The organism is Poseidonibacter lekithochrous, assembly GCF_018861145.1.
Taxonomy (GTDB): domain Bacteria; phylum Campylobacterota; class Campylobacteria; order Campylobacterales; family Arcobacteraceae; genus Poseidonibacter; species Poseidonibacter lekithochrous_A.
Genome location: NZ_JAHKQT010000036.1, coordinates 1 through 20,661 on the forward strand (window position 1 = coordinate 1; position 20,661 = coordinate 20,661).

At 27.3% G+C, this 20,661-nt stretch carries 21 protein-coding genes; 15 read left to right on the forward strand and 6 right to left on the reverse strand.

The features are described from left to right. Positions 1-223: 223 nt before the first annotated feature. Positions 224-1,243 (reverse strand): ParB/RepB/Spo0J family partition protein, encoded by a 1,020-nt coding sequence (locus KO488_RS12625; protein ID WP_216059170.1) that lies wholly within the window; start codon positions 1,241-1,243, stop codon positions 224-226. Positions 1,244-1,268: 25 nt separating this feature from the next. Continuing rightward, positions 1,269-2,189, reverse strand: a complete 921-nt coding sequence (locus KO488_RS12630; protein ID WP_216059171.1) for a ParA family protein — start codon at positions 2,187-2,189, stop codon at positions 1,269-1,271. A gap of 177 nt (positions 2,190-2,366) precedes the next feature. Here KO488_RS12630 and KO488_RS12635 point away from each other — a divergent pair, with 177 nt between their 5' ends. From KO488_RS12635 to KO488_RS12645, 3 genes are all read left to right on the forward strand, one after another. Further along, entirely contained in the window at positions 2,367-3,047 is a 681-nt protein-coding gene (locus KO488_RS12635; protein ID WP_216059172.1) for a hypothetical protein, read from the forward strand. A 14-nt stretch (positions 3,048-3,061) separates the two neighbouring features. Further along, positions 3,062-3,301: a hypothetical protein gene (locus KO488_RS12640; RefSeq protein WP_216059173.1), complete on the forward strand. Its 240-nt coding sequence runs from the start codon at positions 3,062-3,064 to the stop codon at positions 3,299-3,301. A 72-nt stretch (positions 3,302-3,373) separates the two neighbouring features. After that, positions 3,374-4,192: a hypothetical protein gene (locus KO488_RS12645; RefSeq protein WP_216059174.1), complete on the forward strand. Its 819-nt coding sequence runs from the start codon at positions 3,374-3,376 to the stop codon at positions 4,190-4,192. Between the two features lie 85 nt (positions 4,193-4,277). Here KO488_RS12645 and KO488_RS12650 read toward each other — a convergent pair whose 3' ends face one another. Continuing rightward, the gene (locus tag KO488_RS12650) at positions 4,278-5,321 is read right to left on the reverse strand and encodes a CNNM domain-containing protein (protein ID WP_216059175.1); all 1,044 of its coding nucleotides are present in this window, start codon (positions 5,319-5,321) and stop codon (positions 4,278-4,280) included. A 150-nt stretch (positions 5,322-5,471) separates the two neighbouring features. Between KO488_RS12650 and KO488_RS12655 the strand changes: the two genes are divergently transcribed. From KO488_RS12655 to KO488_RS12710, 12 genes are all read left to right on the forward strand, one after another. Further along, positions 5,472-7,880 (forward strand): molybdopterin-dependent oxidoreductase, encoded by a 2,409-nt coding sequence (locus KO488_RS12655; RefSeq protein ID WP_216059176.1) that lies wholly within the window; start codon positions 5,472-5,474, stop codon positions 7,878-7,880. 2 nt (positions 7,881-7,882) lie between these two features. Further along, positions 7,883-8,437, forward strand: a complete 555-nt coding sequence (locus KO488_RS12660; protein WP_216059177.1) for a hypothetical protein — start codon at positions 7,883-7,885, stop codon at positions 8,435-8,437. 32 nt (positions 8,438-8,469) lie between these two features. Continuing rightward, complete coding sequence (locus KO488_RS12665) at positions 8,470-9,156, forward strand: response regulator transcription factor (protein WP_216059178.1); 687 nt, start codon at positions 8,470-8,472, stop codon at positions 9,154-9,156. Beyond that, on the forward strand, positions 9,149-10,816 hold the full coding sequence (locus tag KO488_RS12670) for an ABC transporter substrate-binding protein (protein ID WP_216059179.1): 1,668 nt from the start codon (positions 9,149-9,151) through the stop codon (positions 10,814-10,816). Before KO488_RS12665 ends, KO488_RS12670 begins: the two co-directional genes overlap by 8 nt. Then, entirely contained in the window at positions 10,800-12,476 is a 1,677-nt protein-coding gene (locus KO488_RS12675; RefSeq protein WP_216059180.1) for an ATP-binding protein, read from the forward strand. The genes KO488_RS12670 and KO488_RS12675 overlap by 17 nt, the downstream gene beginning before the upstream one ends. A gap of 514 nt (positions 12,477-12,990) precedes the next feature. Further along, entirely contained in the window at positions 12,991-13,197 is a 207-nt protein-coding gene (locus KO488_RS12680; RefSeq protein ID WP_216059181.1) for a heavy-metal-associated domain-containing protein, read from the forward strand. Position 13,198: 1 nt separating this feature from the next. Then, a complete protein-coding gene (locus tag KO488_RS12685) occupies positions 13,199-13,573 on the forward strand; it encodes an ArsR/SmtB family transcription factor (protein WP_216059182.1) in 375 nt (124 codons plus the stop codon). Next, on the forward strand, positions 13,555-15,735 hold the full coding sequence (locus KO488_RS12690; protein ID WP_216059183.1) for a heavy metal translocating P-type ATPase: 2,181 nt from the start codon (positions 13,555-13,557) through the stop codon (positions 15,733-15,735). Before KO488_RS12685 ends, KO488_RS12690 begins: the two co-directional genes overlap by 19 nt. Positions 15,736-15,878: 143 nt before the next feature. Continuing rightward, complete coding sequence (locus tag KO488_RS12695) at positions 15,879-16,313, forward strand: hypothetical protein (RefSeq protein ID WP_216059184.1); 435 nt, start codon at positions 15,879-15,881, stop codon at positions 16,311-16,313. 180 nt (positions 16,314-16,493) lie between these two features. Next, complete coding sequence (locus tag KO488_RS12700; protein WP_228319175.1) at positions 16,494-18,236, forward strand: copper resistance system multicopper oxidase; 1,743 nt, start codon at positions 16,494-16,496, stop codon at positions 18,234-18,236. 10 nt (positions 18,237-18,246) lie between these two features. Beyond that, positions 18,247-18,930 carry a copper resistance protein B gene (locus KO488_RS12705; protein WP_216059185.1) on the forward strand — a complete coding sequence of 228 codons (684 nt, stop codon included), beginning with the start codon at positions 18,247-18,249 and terminating at the stop codon, positions 18,928-18,930. Between the two features lie 65 nt (positions 18,931-18,995). Then, positions 18,996-19,298 carry a hypothetical protein gene (locus tag KO488_RS12710; RefSeq protein WP_216059186.1) on the forward strand — a complete coding sequence of 101 codons (303 nt, stop codon included), beginning with the start codon at positions 18,996-18,998 and terminating at the stop codon, positions 19,296-19,298. A gap of 36 nt (positions 19,299-19,334) precedes the next feature. On the opposite strand, the gene KO488_RS12715 is transcribed toward KO488_RS12710, so the two are convergent. The 3 genes from KO488_RS12715 to KO488_RS12725 are packed head-to-tail and all read right to left on the reverse strand — an operon-like array spanning position 19,335 to position 20,600. Next, entirely contained in the window at positions 19,335-19,994 is a 660-nt protein-coding gene (locus KO488_RS12715) for a response regulator transcription factor (protein WP_216059187.1), read from the reverse strand. Positions 19,995-20,006: 12 nt separating this feature from the next. Further along, complete coding sequence (locus KO488_RS12720; RefSeq protein WP_216059188.1) at positions 20,007-20,435, reverse strand: DUF411 domain-containing protein; 429 nt, start codon at positions 20,433-20,435, stop codon at positions 20,007-20,009. Positions 20,436-20,444: 9 nt separating this feature from the next. Continuing rightward, the gene (locus KO488_RS12725) at positions 20,445-20,600 is read right to left on the reverse strand and encodes an SHOCT domain-containing protein (RefSeq protein WP_216059189.1); all 156 of its coding nucleotides are present in this window, start codon (positions 20,598-20,600) and stop codon (positions 20,445-20,447) included. Positions 20,601-20,661: the final 61 nt, after the last annotated feature.

Genomic DNA, 20,661 nt, shown 5'->3' on the forward strand with positions numbered 1-20,661 from the left:
TCTATAATATTTATTCTCATATGATAAGTTATAACATCTAGAATGAGATGTAGAGTTTCTCATATGGTAAGTTATAACATCTAGAATGAGATGTAGAGTTTCTCATATCTTATGTAAGTAAATACCCTCTAGGACCTATACTATAGTGTCTAGAGAGATTCATATAAAGTCTTTATAAAAAGCTTTATAAAAATTAATAAACTCTCTCTTTAAAGAGAGTTATTTATTTATTTATTTTATTTTCTATTTGATAATAAATTTTTTCTATTTCTTTTAATTTTTGATCTACAAATTCTTTCTCATCATTATTTAAAGATAGATACTTTTGTTTACTAATAGATTTTGATTGTTTAGATACTGAATTAAGTAAAATGGTTCTATTATCTATATTTTTAGTGTCAGTAGAATTTTTTAACTTATCCAATATTTTACGTAAATCATTTGCAGAGATTTTTTTATGTTTTAACATTTCTAATATTTTAATTATTTCATCGTCTGTAGTTAATTTACTTTTAATCACTTTCGCTTGAGTATAACTAATTAGATCATCTACTAATGCTTGTTTAATTAATGGATTTAGTTTTAATACAGATAACCTATCTACAAAAGTAATAATATCAAACCGCCCTATTTTCTCAAATACTTTGCTTACTTGAGTTAGTAGATTTTTTTCAATATCATTTAATGTAGTTTTTCCTGCTTGAAAGTTTTTAATTTTATTTATAAAAACTTTCACTTTTTCAATACTTTCAAATCCACATGCTAGTTGAATATGTTCTAAAATAGATAGAGTTTCATCGTACACGTTTAAATCTTCTCTATTTAAATTTTCACTTGATCTCATGAATCTTGCAAGTTCATCTGATACATTCTCTAAAATGATTGCAGGAACGGTTGTAGTACCATTTAATTTGATGGCTTTTATTCTATTTTCACCATGAATTCTTTCTAATACACCATTATTAATTCTAAGCATTACAGGATTTAATAAACCAGTACCTAATATACCTGTATTCTCATTAGCTAAGTTAGAGATGTTTTCAGCAAGTTCAAGTAGTTTTGTTTTTGAATATGAAATTCTATTATGCATTAAAATATCGTTTTCTAATGATAATTCTTTGATTCTTGAAATTTCTACAAGTGTTATTTCAGTAGAGTTCTTTAAAATAGTATCTTGTTCAGTTTTTAATTGTTCAATTGTATTATCAATAGAAGTTGTTCTTTGTGGTTTCTTTTTTGCCATTTCTTTAATCCTTTTTGGAAATTAACTACTTAGTTAATTCTTTTGCAATATTATCAATCTTCAAAATTAGGTCTTGATTTTGTGACCTATTAAAATCCATTATGTAAGGAGCTAAAAACAGTTTGAAACTAGGGGCTTCTTGAATACATGCTTTTTGAGGAAATGGATCCATCACTTTACAACTTAAATTTCTTAGATTTTTAGTTTCATGGAGTAGGTTAGGGATTCTTTTTATTTCTGCAAGTGTTTCTTTTGCATCTGTAACTCGTTTATCAAACATATTTGGAATCAGGACTATTTTAGAAAGTCCTTGTAATTCTTCTGTTAAATAAATCTTATCTAATGTTCTAAAAAAGCCTACCATACCGTCAGTATCTACATTTTTAGTAGGAATTGGAATTAATATAGCTTTTGCAGCTTTTAAAATAGATGTTGTAATGATACCAAATGAAGGTGGAGAATCAATAACAATTTTATCGTATTTACCTTTTAATGAATCAATAAACTTATATAATAATTGAATCTTTTTTTCTCTCGTAAAATCATCTGATTCTGTTGCAGATAATAATTGATAATTAGAAGGATAAAAATCTATTTCCATTTCTTCTTCTAAGTAATGAGGCTGTAACATTTTTCCTTTTTCTGGATTAACTAAATGTTTCGTAGTTTTTACTATAATTGGCTCTACTTCAGTATCTCTAAAAATATTTGTTATATTACTCACATCATATTCAATTGAACCATGTTCTTCAGTTTGAGAAAAAGCTCCATATGAGTATCCAAAAAAAGCACCAGTTAACGTTGACTGAGGATCTAAATCTACTAATACTGTTTTATAACCTTGATTAGCAAATGAATATGCAAGTGCCTGTGAAAAGGTAGATTTCCCTACGCCACCTTTTTGAACTGTAACTCCATATACTTCACCTAATACATTTTTGCTCATGTTGTTCCTTTATTCGTTCTAGAACGAGTAATTATTATTGTGTATTTTATCATAATAATAATTTCATATCAAGTAATATATGACTATAAATTACTAATTTTAAAAAAGTATTCGTTTTAGAACGAATACTTTTTTATGCTAAGATATTAATAGTAAAAATATTAATAAAGAATAAGTATGTCAAAAAAGAAAACTAAGCAGATAAAACCCAATATTATTGAAAAACAAAAATACCTAAAAACATATTTATTACAAAAGAGATTCACTCTAAAAGATTTAAAATGTGAAGTAATTTTAATAATGTGTGATATGTTAATTGATAATTATCTAAATGCTGAAGAAAGTGGTGAAAGCGAAGAATTAATTGAAAACTTATCTATAAATGAAAAAAATTTAATTTTTAATAATATGAAAAGTCTCCAAAAGGACATTCAAAAATCTATACTAACAATTGACAAAATCCAATATATAATTAATAATCAACAAAAAGATAAAAAAAGTTTATCAAAAGCGAAACTAATTGATAGTTCTCATTATTTTTATAATCTTTGTGCAGAAAAATTAAAATTTTCAATTATTGCTAAAACTAATGACACAGAAAGTCTTAAATGGATACCAGACTTGATAGTTATTCTGTTAATCCAGGATATGAAAGAAAGAGGGTACTCTTTTAACAAGTTTAAGTTTATTGATGAATATGACTTAGATAAACTATTCAGTATTTATCTTAATACTAATATATTATTAAAGAAGAAAAATAAAATAACATTATTCTCAAAAGAAAAGACAATTATAAATATAATGGAAAATGTTTCATTAGATATTGTTGAAGAACTAATAAAAAGTAAATATAAATAAGCACTAAAATTTTCATGTTCAATCAGTGTAAGAGTAGGGCAAATGATTTTTATGAAAATGAAAATATAAATGGAGAAAACAATTTATCTAATACTTTAATTTATAAGACAAGAGAACATCTAATAAAAGATTTAGAAGGAATATTTCTTGAAATACAATGGGATAGAAGAACAATTATAGTATCTACAGAAGAAGATTTTTTAGATTTTACACGTTTAGAAATGCCATCAATTAACTTTGGACAATATTCATAACTAAATATCTATAATAGACAAAGAATTACGATTATTAATTTAAGATTTATATAAAAGAAGAGGGGGGATTAAGTGTATTTTGATTTAAAAACAAGTGGGTTAGTTTTACTTATGTTAAGTAGCTCAGTATATGCAGGTTTTTTCAATAAAGAAAAAAAAGAATATTATGATAATGGTCAGATAAAGGCTATTTATGAATATAAAATGGTTGATGGAAGAAAAGTTCTTGATGGTGATGTTAAAAGATATACGGAATCTGGGAAAATTAGAATTAATGCTACGTATGAAGATGGAAGTATTGAAGATGGTAAAATCATTGATTATAATATTTTAGAAAATGTTGACTTGTATCGTAAAGTAGGTCTTAGTGGCCTTGAAAAATTATCTTATTTACCAAGTGTTTTTACAAATATAACTTATAAAGATGGACAAAAATACAATGGGTTTGAATATATTTTTCAAAGAGTTAGTACTAGACTTTTTAAAGGTCGTTATTCATTTAAGCAAATTAAAGAATATGAAAAAGGGAAAACAATTAAGTGTTATCCTTTTATGAAAATAGAAGAAAGTGGTTGTATGGGTGATTATTCAGAATTTATTTTAATAAACGATATATCTAGAATAGGGGACTTTGATAATGTTAGTGAAGAAATTCAGTTAATGGCATTTAATAAAGATATTCAACACATTAAAGATATTAAGAATCCCACTGAAAAAGTTCAATTTGAAGTTCTAAAAAAAGATTATAAATTTGTTAAGTTTATAAAGAATCCAACTAAATTAGTTAAACACGAATATAAACAATATTTGTTAATTGAAAAGAATCTTAATTCCATAGAACATATAAAAAAACCTAATGAAAAAGTCAAAAATAGAGTTCATAATAAATAGGTGACGTTTAAGTGCCATTACATACTATTAAGTAGTGTATATTTTTATATCATCAAATAATGTATCAGGAATACCATCGCTAATGTTATTTATTTTTTATTCGTCTAATTTCTCTCATTTTAGTTCTTGCAACTTCTCTCATATCTATATTTGTATCTAACTCATCAACAATTTCAACACCTAAAAGTGTCTCAACTGCATCTTCTAATGTTACAACACCTTTTGTTTGTTCATAGTTGTCAACAACAATAAACATATGCTCTTTTTTAATTAGAAAAAGATTTATTAATTTAGAAATAGATATATTTTCACTTACACTAAAAATAGGTTTTATAATCTTCTCTTTATCTTCAATATTGTTTTCAATATACTCATAAAAATACTCTTTTGAAATAACAACACCTATAATATCATCAATATCTTTTCCATAAACAGGAACTCTTGAATACTCTTTGAATTTCTCTAAATCTAAAATTTCATGTGTTTTAAAACTATTGATTATATCATCTCTTTGTACAGAAAAAAGTACACTTCTTGGCGTAAATATATCTCTTACTTTTATATCATTTAATTGTAAAAGGTTTTCAATAACTCCACTTTCTTTTTCTTTTAAAATACCACTTTCTTCTGCAATGTTTGCAGTTGCTATTATTTCTTCTTTTGTAATAACTTCTTTTTCTTTCGGAGTAATATAGTTAGTGATTTTATTTAAAACTATTAATAATGGATATGTTATAAAGATTAATAATTTTATAGTTCTAGTTGAAAATCCAGATAAACTTCTCCAATAATAAGCCCCTAATGTTTTAGGAATAATCTCTGAAAAAACTAAAATTAATAGAGTAAGAACTGCAGAAATATGAAACATATAATCTTCCCCAAACATCTTTGCCGCTTCATTACCAACACCAGCAGCACCTAATGTATGTGCAAAAGTATTTAGTGTCAAAATTGCAGCAATTGAAAAATCTATATCTTTTTTTTGTTTTTGCATTTCCTTACCAAGTTTGTTATTTTCTTGTTTAACAAGCTCTATATGTGAAGCACTAATTGATAAAAGTACAGCTTCTAAAATAGAACATAAAAAAGAGACACCAACAGCAATAAGAAAATATGTAAGTATTAACATTAACTATCCTAAAAATATTTATATATAAAATTATTATGAAAGCATACCAAAGGATTTATAAATCAAGAGTGAAAAAGTAGATTAATCGATTATTTTGCTCTTTTTTATTGTTACACTTCTTTCATAATTAATCCAAGACAAGGAAAAAAGATGAAAATTGAAAGAAGAAACTTTTTAAAAAAAGGTGCAATTGGTACAGCTGCAATAGCTGCTAGTGGTGGAATGAGTGGTGCTGTTGCAAATATTTTAGAATCAAAAACTGCAAAAATACCAAGTGCATCTCACTTTGGTGCTTTTTACGCTCACGTAAGGGATGGAAAAATTGTAGACATAACATCTCAATTAGATTCAGATGCAAATCCAACAGTTCTTGTAAAAAGTTTAGCGGATAGAAATAGTTCAAATTCAAGAGTTAAATATCCAGTAGTAAGAAAATCTTACTTAGAAGGAAAAGGTCGAGGTGACTTAAGAGGTAAAGAAGAATTTGTTAGAGTTTCATGGGAAACTGCACTAGATTTAGCTGCAAATGCAATTAAAAAAGCACAAAAAAATGGTGGAAATGAAGCACTTTATAACGCATCTTATGGTGGTTGGTCTATTCCTGGTGCATTTAAACCAAATGTTTTAGCTGGAAGATTCTTCAATCAAATTGGTGGAGCTGTTGGAACTGCTGGTGAGTATTCAAATGGTGCAGCTGGTCCTGTAAATCCAGGAATTGTTGGGGATATGGAAGTTTATTCTATTCAAACTGCACATGAGCAAATTATTAAAAATACTGAAGTTATGGTTTTATGGGGAGCTGATTTATATAAAACTAATAGAGCGGGTTATTCTGTACCAAATCATAGATGTTATGATGCATATGAAGAGTATAAAAAAGCAGGAATTAAATTTATTTCTATTGACCCAATTTATACAACTTCAGCTTCAGAATTTAAAGCTGATTGGATTAAAATTAGACCAGGTTCTGATGTTGCTATGATGATGGCTATGATGAATCACTTATATAAAACTGGTAAATATGATAAAGCATTTATTGAACAATATACTCATGGATTTGATAAATTTTTACCATACCTTTTAGGAAAAACAGACGGAATTGAAAAAACTCCTAAATGGGCTGAAAAATTAACTGAAGTACCTGCTAAAACTATTGAACAATTAGCTGATACAATGGTATCAAAAAGAACAATGATAGCTGGAAACTGGGCAATGCAAAGAGCAGCACATGGAGAGCAAGTTGATTGGTCTATTATTACTTTAGCTTCTATGCTTGGACAAATTGGATTACCTGGTGGTGGATTTGGTTTCTCAATGCATTATGAAGGAGGTGGTGATGCTGCTTCTGGAAAAAGAACTGTTGGTGGATTAAGTCAAGGAAAAGGTGGTGCGGTAACTCTTACTATTCCAGCTTCAAGAATGAGTGATTTAATTAATAAACCAGGTGAAACTGTTACTTATAAAGGTAAAACTATTAAGTACCCAAAAGTTGAATTTATGTTAAGTGCAGGTGGTTCACCAATTGGACACCAACCAAATGTTAATGAATTGATAAAAGCTATGAGAAAGTTAGATACTGTTGTTGTTATAGAACCTTGGTGGACTCCAACAGCTAAAATGGCTGATATAGTATTTCCTGCAACTACAACTATGGAGAGAGATGATATAGCTTCTGGTATGTCATATTCAAATGATAGAATTTATGCAATGAGAAAAATAGTTGATGCTAGATATGAATCAAAAGATGATTACGAAATTTTTACAGAACTAGCAAAAAGATTTGGAACTGAAAAAAGGTTTACAAGAGATAGAACTCCTATGCAATGGATTGAAAGATTATATAAAAGATCATACGCTAAAAAAGTAATGAATATATCTTTTGAAGATTTCTGGGAAAAAGGAAGTGTTCATTATGAAATTCCAGCGGAAGCTAGAAAATATGTTAGACATGAAGCATTTAGAAAAGACCCTGTAGCAAATGCACTTAAAACTGAAACTGGAAAAATTCAAATCTTCTCAGAAAAATTTGAAAGCTATGGATATAAAGACTTTAAAGGTCATGCAATGTGGATGGAACCAGAAGAATGGTTAGGGAATAAAGAGTTAGCAAAAAAATATCCCCTACACTTAGTATCACCACACCCAACATATAGAATTCATACACAATTGGATAATACATGGGTACAAAATGTGCATAAAGTACAAGGAAGAGAGCCAATTAGAATTTCTCCAAATGATGCTAAAAAATTTGGTGTAAAAGATGGTGAGATTGTTGAAGTTTACAATAATCGAGGAAGTATTTTAGCTGGTGTTGTAGTTACAAATACAATAAGAGATGGTGTTGCTGCAATTGAAGAAGGTGCTTGGTACTCTCCTGAAGATAGTTCAAAAGAGAATTCAAGATGTAACTCTGGACAAGTTAATGTATTAACTTCCTCAAGACCAACATCACAAATGGCAAATGCAACAACTGCAAACTCGACATTAATTTCAATCAAAAAAGTGGATGTTGTTACGCCAAATATAGCATATAACCCACCAAAAATTCAAGGAGCATAATTATGAAAGCTATTTTAAAAAAATTATTAATAACATTACTTGCAGTGGGAAGTTTTTCCCTTGCAAGTGCTAGTGAGATGTATATCTTCCAAACAACAGATGCAAAAATTGACAATAATAAAGCTAAGCTTTATATTGGTACTCCTGTAAAAGTATTAAAAGATGTTGATGCTAAAAATTCATTAGTTGAAATTTCAGGAATGGTTTTTGGTGATAAACTATATATTAATAAAGACAAATCACTTTTATTAGCATCAGTAGAAAAAAGCAGTTTTGGAAAAGATGGTGAAATAAAAAAAGTTCAAGCAATTATTGAAAAAGGTTATTTATCTAGTAATCCACTTGAGATTTGGGAAGAACATGAAGAGTTCTTTTATGAAAACTGTACACAGTGTCATGCAGCTCATGCACCAGAAGAACACTCTATGTTAGAATGGGATGCAATTTTACAAACAATGAATGGTTTCGCTCAACTTGATGACCAAGAAGCAGCATATTTAGCAAGATTTGTAAAAGCTACATCAAATAACGGATTTTACCCAAAAGCAAAAAAGTAAAAATTAAGTATAATTAGGAAAAAGGAGAGTAAATGACTAAAGATATAATTGAAAAATTACAAAGTCTAACTCTTCTTTATGCTGAGGACGAGGTAGGATTAAGACAGAATATTGCAGATTCTTTAAGATACTATTTAAAAGAAGTTTATGAAGCTAATGATGGTAAAGAAGGATACGATATTTATTCAGAAAAGAAACCTGACATCATTTTAAGTGATATTCATATGCCAAATATAAATGGACTTGAATTTATAAAAAAGGTTAGAGAAACAAATAGAGATATACCAGTTGTAATGATAACAGCTCATACTGATAAAGAGTACTTACTTGAGGCTGTTGAGTTACATATGGAAAAATATATTGTAAAACCTATTGAGTTAGAACCTTTATTTGAAGTATTAGAAAAATGTGTAGAAGTTTTAGATTTAAATAAAGAAATAGTTTTAGAAGTTGATAAAAATTATATCTATGATTATGATAAAAAAGAGTTAAAATACAAAAATGAAAATATTATATTAAATAAAAAAGAGATGATGTTCTTAGAAGTTTTAATATCAAATCAAAATAGAATTGTAAATTATGAAGAGCTTCAAGAAAAAGTTTGGGGAGATGATATTATGACTGATAGTGCATTAAGATCACTTGTGAGAAATTTAAGAAAAAAACTCCCCACAGATTTGATTTTTAATCTCTCAGGTGTAGGGTATAGGCTTGTATAAAATTGTACTATTATTAATTTTTACATATATAAGTTCTTTTTCACAAGAACACTTAGTATCTAAATTTGAATTTAGAGAAGATAGCACAAATTTTAATAAAGCAAAACCTTTAAATCCAAAATCTCATATAAATATTTTTCTACCTTCAATTCCTTATTCTTATATAGCAAAATCAACAAATTCAGGATTAATTAGATCTTATGATAATAAACAAGGTTGGGTTTATGATTTGGCTAAATCTCATAAAAGAGTTGATGAATATACTTATGTTTTTGAACTACGAGAAAATTTAAAATTTCAAAATGGAAAAGATTTTACTATAGATGATGTCCTTTTCAATCTTGAATTCTTTAAAAAAAATCCAATACTTTATACAAATATTGACAAAGTTGACTTTGATATTATAAAACTTGATGAAAAAAGATTTAAAATTGTTTTAAAAGAAAAATATGAGATGTTCTTAACAGATTTGTCTCGTGTATATTTTTATACAAAAGAGTATATAGAAAAATATAATCCAGTAGGAGCAGAAACAGGAACTGCTACAAAACAAGCAGGTGCTTTTGGTATGGGTCCATATATTTTACAAAGAGGTTTTGCTTTAGGAAAAAAACAAACAGAGAAATTAGAGCTTGTGGCAAATCCATATTATTGGAATAAAGAATTTCCTAAAATACAAAGGATTACCGTTTACACACAGTTAGATGTAAATAAAGCAATAGAAGATATTACAAAGTATGAGGGAAAACTTGACTTAATGCCTATCCCTTTTAATAAGAAGATTGAAGTTTTATTGTCTCCATATTCAAAGCTTATTGTTTCAGAGACAACAAATAATTTTGTAATATTTTTTAATCTTTTAAATGGAAATCAAAAACTTCAGAATCAAAACTTAAGAAAAGCACTAAATCAAGCCTTAAATCAAGAGAATCTACTTAACTTTGTTTATAAAAACGAAGGAAAAATATCACCTTTTACGACATCTATTAATTATGATATTGTTAAAAAAGTTGCTAAGAATTACAAATATAAAGAAGAGAAATTAACAAAAGATGAATTAAATAAATTACTTAATGGTTTGGAATTATCAATCTTTACTCAAGATAGATTTATGTTTTTACTAAAAGGAATAGAGTATCAATTAAAAAAATATGGCGTAAAGTTTAATTATAAAATTACTAATAGTGAAAAAGATATTTATGAACAGCTTTTAAAAACAAATAAAAATAAAAATGATAAAAATTGGGATTTACTAATATGGGGTGATGATGATTGGTATTACAAGAACCCTTGGTCTGTTTTCTTTATTTATGAAACATCTGGTTCTTGGTCAACAATTGGAAAAGATGATTTAATGCAAGAGCATATAAAAAAGTTTTTTACTACAAAGATAAATAGTAATGAATATGAAGAAGTAGTTAAAAATATACTTTTTAGAGCAAAAGATAAAGCATATACATTAACAGTTCCCTCAATAAATAAAGTAACTGCTGTAAATAAAGAGGTTATTTATAAACCCTATGAAGGTGGAATTATTCCCTTATGGGAAATAGAAATTAGTAATAACCACTGGTCCCTTAGACCTAAGGAAAGTCAATATAAAGAAGAACTAAAAAAAGCAATAAAACCAAAAAGAGTAAAATATGAAACTTTTAAATAAATTAAATATCAAATTTAAATTAGCTTTACTGTTCTTTATCATGTGTATATCAATTGGATTATTAGCTTATAAAGCAATTGAATTAAGTGAACATAATAAAGAAACTTTAAAAGTAGTTCATGGAAAATCACAAGATGTATTGTCTTTACAAGATAAGATTATTACTCCTTTATATAAGTTAAGAGAACTTACTCAATCTTTGGTAATGGCACCTAATAGTTCTATTAGAGATCATATAAATATAGATTTAGGAATATTGATAAATGATTTAGATAAAGAGTTAAAGAAAATAAAAGTTAATGAAAAAAAAGTTTCTGAAATGTGGGAAAGTTATAAGGGTTTTATTTCACAAACAAAACTATATTTGAAAAATGAGTTTGAAGAGGGTGCTTATATAAATGTTACTACTACAAGTAGGCAGCAGTTTCAATTACTTATTGATAATCTACTAAAAATTCAAAGTAAGTATTTAAATAACTCGACAATAGCTTATTCATCAGCTGTCGATCAAACACTTGAGTTAAAGATATCAATTCTTTTTTATGTATTATTTCTATTTATACTTACAACAATAATTGGATGGCTAGTTGCAACTAATATAATTAATTCAATTCATACTGTTCAAACTGGACTAAGTGACTTTTTTGCCTACTTAAATCATGAAAAAAAGAGTGTAAAAAAGATTGAAATTGATTCCAAAGATGAGTTTAATCAAATGGCAACTACTATAAATCTAAATGTTGCAAATATTCAAAAGAACATTGAAAATAATGAAATATTGATTAAGAATGCAACTAAGGTATTAGAAAATATTAAAAGTGGAAACTTAGGAACAAGACTTACTAAAGATAGTAATAATGAAGCTTTAAATGAATTAAAAATTATGATGAATAATATGATGGATAATCTTGAAGAGAAAATTCAAAAAGAAATTAATAGTAGACTTGAGCAAGAACAAATTTTGATACAACAAAGTAAGTTAGCTTCAATGGGTGAAATGATTGGAAATATTGCACATCAATGGAGACAGCCATTATCTCAAATTTCTGCAATTCATATGAATATGAAAATTACTTATGATTTTGATAAATTTACAAAAGAGTATATAGATACAAAAATTAAAGAAGCAAATAAACTAACATCTTATATGTCACAAACAATATCAGATTTCCAGAATTTCTTTAAACCACAAGGTGTAAAAGAAGAGTTTTCAATTGAAAAAGCTTGTATCGATGCTTATAATATTTTAGAGTCTTCACTTAAATATCATGAAATAAAGGTAACTTTTAATCTCATAGAGGATACAAAAATCTTTGGATATAAAAATGAATATTCACAAGTTATTTTAAATGTTTTAAGTAATGCAAAGGATATATTGATTGAAAGAAAGATTGAAAACCCAAAAATTAATATAGAAATAAAAGAGGGTGAAAATTTTGCAATTGTAAAAATCACAGATAATGCAGGTGGTGTTGAAAAAAAAATAATAAATAAAATTTTTGAACCATATTTTACAACAAGACATAAAACACAAGGTACTGGTATTGGTTTGTATATGTCGAAAAATATTATTGAAAGAAATATGAGTGGGGTTATAAATGTAATAAATATAGAAGATGGAGCTTTATTTACTGTTAAAGTTAAAAAAGTGAAGGTTTAGTTTTAATACTTGATAATCATCAATTTGTTAATATTATTTTTGAAGCAGTTTTTACAAATGAAAAGATTGTTCTAGCAAGAGTTGAATTTTTGAACATTCTCCAAAAGTTACAGGTTGTTGAACTTATTTTTATAACTTATCTTTGTAATAATTTTTTACCCACATTGCACCTCTTAATATATTTAGTATTTTGAGGTTTAGCATGATGTCTGGATTGAACTCAGTTCTGGTAGTTCCTTTTTTAAGTTGTTTCAGTTATCCAATAAATTAGCGATATTCCATTATAATTATGTATCATTTTTAAGATTTAATATAGAACGTCGAATATTGTTTTTTATATTGTTGCCGAGTTAGATTCTTTAATCCTATTCATTTACTTTAATTATAAAAGTTAAGATTATTGTAGTGATTATAATAAATATAGTGGTACCTATTCTATCTAAATAAACTTAGATACCAATATATATGATATAATAATCATATGATTAATATATCATATTAAAAGGACTTAATGATGACTAAAAACTTTAAAACAAAAAATATTTCTTGCATTAATTGTGCAAATCTAATTAAAGCATCACTAGAAGATGAATTTGGAGATATAAAAGTAAATCTAGAAACTAATCCAAAAGAAGTAATTGTTGAAATAAAAGATGATATCCAAGAATCAGAATTTAAAAAAGAAATGTCAGATCTTGGATTTCAAATTATAGAGGATTAGAATGGGTGATTCTAATAAATTAATTCGTTCTTGTTGTGAAGGTATTAGTTATATCTCTGATATAAAAGATGCTTTACCCAATGATGATACTCTTATTACTATATCTAATGTTTCTAAAGCTCTAAGTGATCCAACTAGAATGAAAATATTATATGCATTATTAGAGTATGAAATTTGTGTTGGAGAGATGGTAAATGTTTTAGGTATACCACAATCACATGTCTCCCATCAATTAAGAACTTTAAAAAAGTATGGAATAGTAGATTTTAAAAAAGATAAAAAAATGTCTTTTTATTATATAAAAGATGAATATATAAGAGAGCTGTTATTGTTACTTTTAAAGAATAAGGAGCTGTTATGTCAAGTGAAAAAATAAACCTTAATATTTCTGGAATGACTTGTGTTAATTGTTCTAATGGTATTGAAAAATTTTTAAACAAAAAAAAAGGTGTTCTTAAAACAAAAGTAAGCTTTTCTACTAATGAAGGTGAATTTGAAATTAATACAAAGATTTATTCAAAAGATAAACTATCCCTTGATATAGAAAAACTTGGTTATAAAGTAGAAGAAGATTTTGATGCATTAGAAAAAGAGCAGTTAATAAGTTTTAAAAAACTAAGAAAAATATTTATAATATCTATATCAATTACTATAGCTATTTTTATTTTAGCTTTTTCTAATTTAATTGCAGAAAATACAAATAAATATATAATTTTTGGTTTAGCTTCTATTGTTCAATTTTATTGTGGAGCTAGATTTTACAAATTATCATACAAATCAGTAATCAATAAAAATTATGACATGAATGTTTTAGTAGCTTTAGGTACAAGTGCTGCTTACTTCTATTCTACAGTTGTAGTATTTTTTCCTTCTTTATTCCCTGAGCATTTACGTTTCATATACTTTGATGGGGCTGCTGTTATTATTAGTTTTGTTTTATTAGGAAGATATCTAGAAGAGAATTCAAAGCAAAAAGCAAGTGGTTTTTTAAAAAAACTCATGACTTTAGCTCCAAATAATGCAAACTTACTTTTAGATGATAATTCAATACAAAATGTTTTAGCAAATAGTTTAAAAATTGAAGATAAGGTTTTAGTTAAAACGGGAGAGAAAATACCAGCAGATGGAGTAATAATAGATGGGGGAGCTGACATTGACACTTCAATGATTTCAGGTGAATCTCTTCCTGTATTTAAGACTGTTGGAGATGAAGTTCTTTCTGGAACATTAAATACTAATGGGATAATTACAGTAAGTGTAATCAAAGAGTCTAATGATACAACCTTATCAAAAATTATTAACTTATTGAAATCTGCTCAAAGTAAACAAATACCTATAAGTAGATTTGCTGATAGAATTGCAAATATCTTTGTTCCTAGTGTAATTGGAATTTCTGTTTTAACATTTATAGTATGGGGATTTATTTTAGGTGATTTTCAAAGTGCAATTATTGCAAGTATTAGTGTTTTAATTATCTCTTGTCCATGTGCATTAGGACTTGCAACTCCAATTGCTATTGTTAGCTCAGTTAGTAGAGGTGCAAAAGAGGGAATTTTGATTAAGAATCCTGAAATATTAGAACAAATTAAAGAGATTAAATATGCAGTATTTGATAAAACTGGAACATTAACAAAAGGTAAGATTGTAGTATCAAGTACTGATATTGATAAAAAGTATTTTGAACTAATTGCTTCTATTGAAAAATATAGTGAACATCCAATCTCAAAAGCTATTGTTTCTTATATAGAAAAGAAAGATTTTAATATAAATCAAGAGATAAAAGATATAGAGATACTTGCGGGAAAAGGTATAAAAGCTATTGTAAATGGGGATGAAGTTCTTCTTGGGAATAAAAAACTTTTAGATGAGCATAATGTAATAATAGATGAAAAGCATTTAGATTTTTACACAAAAGAACTAGAAAAATCAAATGGAGTTATTTTATCTGCAATCAATAAAAAAACAATTGGTTCTTTTTCTTTAGAAGATACATTAAAAGAAGATGCAGTTGAAGTAATCAAAGCTTTAAAAAAATTAGATATAAAACCTATTTTATTAACTGGTGATAATAAAGTTACAGCATCAAAAATTGCTGATCAATTAAATATTGATACAGTATATAGTGAAGTACTACCAACCCAAAAATATGAAATAATAAAAGACTTACAAAAAGAAAGTAAAGTAATGTTTATAGGTGATGGAATAAATGATGCTCCATCTATTAAACAATCAGATATTGGTATAACATTAAATTCAGGAGCTGATATTAGTAAGGATGCTGGAGATATTATTTTGATTAACAATGAACTAATGTCTATTATTAGAAGTATAAACTTATCTATTGAAACTATGAAGATAGTAAAACAAAATTTATTTTGGGCATTTATATACAATGCTTTAGGTATTCCAATTGCAGCAGGTATTTTATATCCATTCTTTGGAATTATGTTAACACCTATGTATGCAGGGATTGCAATGAGTTTTAGTTCTGTTACCGTTATTTTAAATTCTCTACGATTAAAAATGAAAAGATTATAATTATCTTCTTATATACTTCTACAAACCTTCAATTCCATAATTGAGGGTTCTTTTCCTAAAAATTTTAAATATTAATTGTTTTCCTCATTCCTTCCTTATTAAATCTTTATAATACACCATATAAAAAATCAAAAGGATTTAAAATGAAAAAGATTGTAACTACAAGTTTATTAGCAAGTTTATTAGCAGTGTCACTATATGCACAAAATGATTACACAGGATTTTATCCAGTAGAAAACAATGATACTCCAGATTATCTTTTAGAGAATAAAGTTGAAAGTTTAAATGCAGTTAGCGATTCATCAACATCAGTAATTGACGCAAATACTTTATTAGCATTCTACCCAGCAGAAAATAGTGATACACCAGATTATCTTAAAGATAATAAAACACAAGATTTAAATACAGTTAGAGTTTCATCAACATCAACAATTGATTCAAATGCATTTCTAGCATTTTATCCAGCAGAACACAATGATACACCAGATTATATATTAAATTACACTAAAGATGAAGTATTATGTGGAATGAATCCAAGTGAACATAAAGCTACTCATCACAACATGAAAAGTTGCTAGTTTTTACTCTAGACTTACTCTAATCCCTTTTTAATAGTAAGTCTAGAAGAAGATTATATTTCCTTCTTTCTCTTATAAAATCAAATTATATTAATATTATTATCCCCAAATATCTACACACTAACTCCTCATGAAAATAGTATCATCAATAATAAATAATTTAAATAAAAAGGAATTTTTATGAAAACTCTGAATAGAAGAACTTTTGTAAAAGGAGTAATTGCAACAAGTTTACTTACTTCCATACCAATAAATTTAAGTGCAAATACAAAAATATCAAATAGAAAAGAAACTAAGGAAATAAGTGGAACAGAGTTTAATTTAAGTATAGAAAAAACTTCTGTAAATATTACGGGTAATACAAGTGTTGCCACAACAGTAAATGGAATGTTAAGTGGTCCAACACTTAGATGGAAAGAAGGAGATACTGTTACAATTAATGTAACTAATAACCTTAGTGAAGATTCGTCTATTCATTGGCATGGGATTATTTTACCTCCTGCAATGGATGGAGTTCCAGGAATTAGTTTTGATGGAATTAAACCAGGAAAAACATTTACATACACTTTTCCAATTCTTCAAAGTGGAACGTATTGGTATCATTCTCATTCAGGTTTTCAAGAGCAATTAGGTGTTTATGGTGCAATTGTAATTGAACCAAAAGAAGAAAAATTAACATATGATAAAGAATATGTAATTTCTTTATCTGACTGGTCGGATGAAAAACCTGATAATGTTTATAGAAAAATAAAATTATCAGCTGATTATTATAACTTTAAACAAAGAACTGTTGGAAACTTCGTTGATGAAGTAAAAGACCTAGGCTTCCTAGGAGCATTTAGTCAACGAAAAATGTGGAATGAAATGGCTATGACAGATAGAGATCTATCGGATGTAACTGGATATACCTATACTTATCTTATGAATGGTCAAAACCCAGCAACAAATTTTAAAGCTTTATTTAAAAATGGTGAAAAAATAAGACTACGTTTTATTAATAGTTCTGCTATGACATTCTTTGATGTATGTATTCCTGGTCTTAAAATGACTGTAGTTGCGGCTGATGGAAATTATGTACAACCTGTTGTTATAGATGAATTTAGAATTGGTGTTGCTGAAACTTATGATGTTATTGTTGAACCTGAAACAAATACTTCATATGCTATTTTTGCTCAAAGTCTTGATAGAAGTGGTTATGCATTAGGTGCTTTAACTTATGATAAAAATGTAATAGCAAGTACTCCTAGTTTAGATCCTCTTCCTATCTTATCCCACTCTGATATGGGAATGGATATGAGTAATATGGATCACTCAGGACATGATATGTCTTCAATGAAAGGATCGATGTCAAAAGATAAACCTATGGATCATTCAATGATGGGTCAAAATATGAAAAAGCTTGAAATCCCAATTACAAAATTAGAAGAAGCTCGTGGAGTTCAAACTACTATGAGAGCTATGGATCCTCAATATAGACTTGATGACCCAGGTGTTGGACTTAGAAATAATGGAAGACGAGTTTTAACTTATGCTGATTTAAGATCATTAACACCAACAACACATGATAAATATCCTGATCGAGAGATAATTTTACGTTTAACAGGAAATATGGAAAGGTATATGTGGTCTATAAATGGAATTGCATATAAAGATGCTAAACCTTTAGAGTTTAAATATGGTGAAAGATTAAGAATCACATATATAAATGACACAATGATGAATCATCCTATGCACTTACATGGAATGTGGAGTGATTTAGAAACAGGAGATGATAATCATCTTCCTAAAAAACATACTATTATTGCACAACCTGGTTCAAAAATTAGTTTCCGTGTAAATGTAGATGCAAAAGGTTCTTGGGCTTATCATTGTCACTTGCTTTATCATATGGCAGGAATGTTTAGAAAAGTCGTAGTGACTTAAGGAGTATTTGATGAAAAAATTATTAGTAACAACAGCATTAGCAAGTTTATTTGTAACATCAAGTTTTGCAGGTGGTGGAGGTGATATTTTAAGAAGTTCATTATTAGTTGATCAACTTGAATATCAATATAGTGATACAAAAACATTAAGCTGGGATATAACTGCATACACTGGATACGATTTAAATAAAATCTATATTTATTCAGAAGGTGAGAAAGCTAAAAGTGAATCCCACGAGAGCGAAAATCAATTGGTTTTCTCAAAAGCTATAGCTCCTTACTGGGATATTCAAGCAGGGATAGGATACGACAAAAATGAAGAATCTAATCAAAAATGGGGTGTTATAGCAGCTCAAGGTTTAGCCCCATATTTCTTTGAAACAAGAGCTAGTCTTTTACTTGGAGATGATGGAAATATTGGACTTAGAGCAGAGGCTGAATATGAAGCTCTTCTTACTCAAAAGTTAATATTAAGTCCAAGTATTGGACTAGTAGCTTATACTAAAAATAATGAAGAGATGGGAATAGGAAGTGGTTTTTCAAATATCACTTTAGGTACAAGACTTAGATATGAGATTAAAAGAGAGTTTGCCCCTTATATTGGTGTAGAGTGGAGTAAAAACCTAGGAAATACCAATGATATGTCTGACTTAAACGAAGTATACACTACAGCAGGTATTAGATTTTGGTTTTAATAGAAGTTCCTTATTGCTTCCATATTAAGAATATATAATTACAAATAAAATAAAAAGGACAAATTATGAAAAGGTTATCAACAATATTATTAGGATTAGGTTTATTAGCAGGAAGTGCATTGTATGCAGGTGGTTCTCATTCTGATGAACATTCAACAAAAGTAGAGTCTTCAAATAATCATATGGATAATCATATGCATGAAGGAAAGATGACAAATCATATGAATGCGGATGGAATGCCAGATAAAGAAATGAAGAAAGAAGTAAATGATCATATGGGTAATCATATGCATGAAGGTAAAATGACAAATCATATGAATACAGATGGTATGTCTGATGAGCAAATGAATATGAAAAAAAGTAAATAAATTATTAGTTATGAAGGAAGAAGGATCTTCCTTCTCTTAAAGATTAAACCTATAACCAATACCTTTTAAAGTAGAAATAATATCACCATTAAGTTTCTTTCTCAAGTTTTTAATATAAGTTCTAATAGTAGTAGCTTCAGGCATCTCATCATAAACCCAATTATTAATAGAAAGCTCTTCAATTGAAATAGTTTTATTTTTATTTTTAATAAAATATTCTAAAAGCTTTGCTTCCGTTTTTGATAAATTAAATTCGCCATTTGTATTTTTGATTATTTTTCTATTGTAATTATATGAAACATCACTACTAATTTGTATTTGTCCAAAACTATCTATTTGTCGTAACCTTTTTATATTTTCAATTCTAAGAGCTAATTCACTTAACTCAAAAGGTTTTTTTATATAATCATCAGCTCCTGCAGTAAATCCAGTTTTAACATCATCACTTGAATCTCTTGATGTAATAAATATAGTTGGAATATTAATATTGTTTTTTCTAAGATTTTTTAAAAGGTCAAAGCCATTTATATTTGGTACATTTACGTCAAATAAAAGAAGATCGAAGTTTTCATCATAGATAACTTCTTCTGCTTCACTTCCATCCATTACACTTATTACTTCATAATTTAACTCTAATAAGTGTTCTTCAATAATTTCATTTAAGATAGTATCGTCTTCAAGTAATAAGATTTTCATTTGTTTTAAATCCTAATGTTTTTCATAAACTTCTACTGAACCATTTTTATTAATAGATAAAATATTATAGGCTTGTTTCATATTTCCTTGTTCCATACCAGGACTTCCAATTGGCATTCCAGGTACTGTAATCCCTATAATATTCGGTTTTTCTGTAAGCATTTTCTTTACAGCAGAATAATCAACATGTCCTTCAATTACATATCCATCTACAATGGCGGTATGACAAGAAGCTGTCTTTTTTGTAATCCCTACTTTTTCTTTTATTTGATTCATATTATTTGAAGTAATAGTGTTTACTTCAAAACCTTTTGTTTTCATAATATCAACCCATTTTGTACAACAACCGCAAGATGGAGACTTGTACACCGTCATTTTTTTACCTTCTATTGCAAAAACTGATGCAGCTAGAAATATTGAGATTAAAATTGTTTTTTTCATTAAGCATTCCTATATTAAAGATTTTTTGATTTCATCAAATTGTGCTTTTGTAATTTCGCCTTTTGCGAAACGTTCTTTTAAAATATCGATAGCTGAACTTTTCTCTTCTTTATTATTAAATAATGAGAATATGAGATAAATCAAAATAAACCAAAAAATAAACATTGCCACTCCATGAAATAGAGTCATGTTCATATTCATATATGCAAATATTTTATATCCTTTT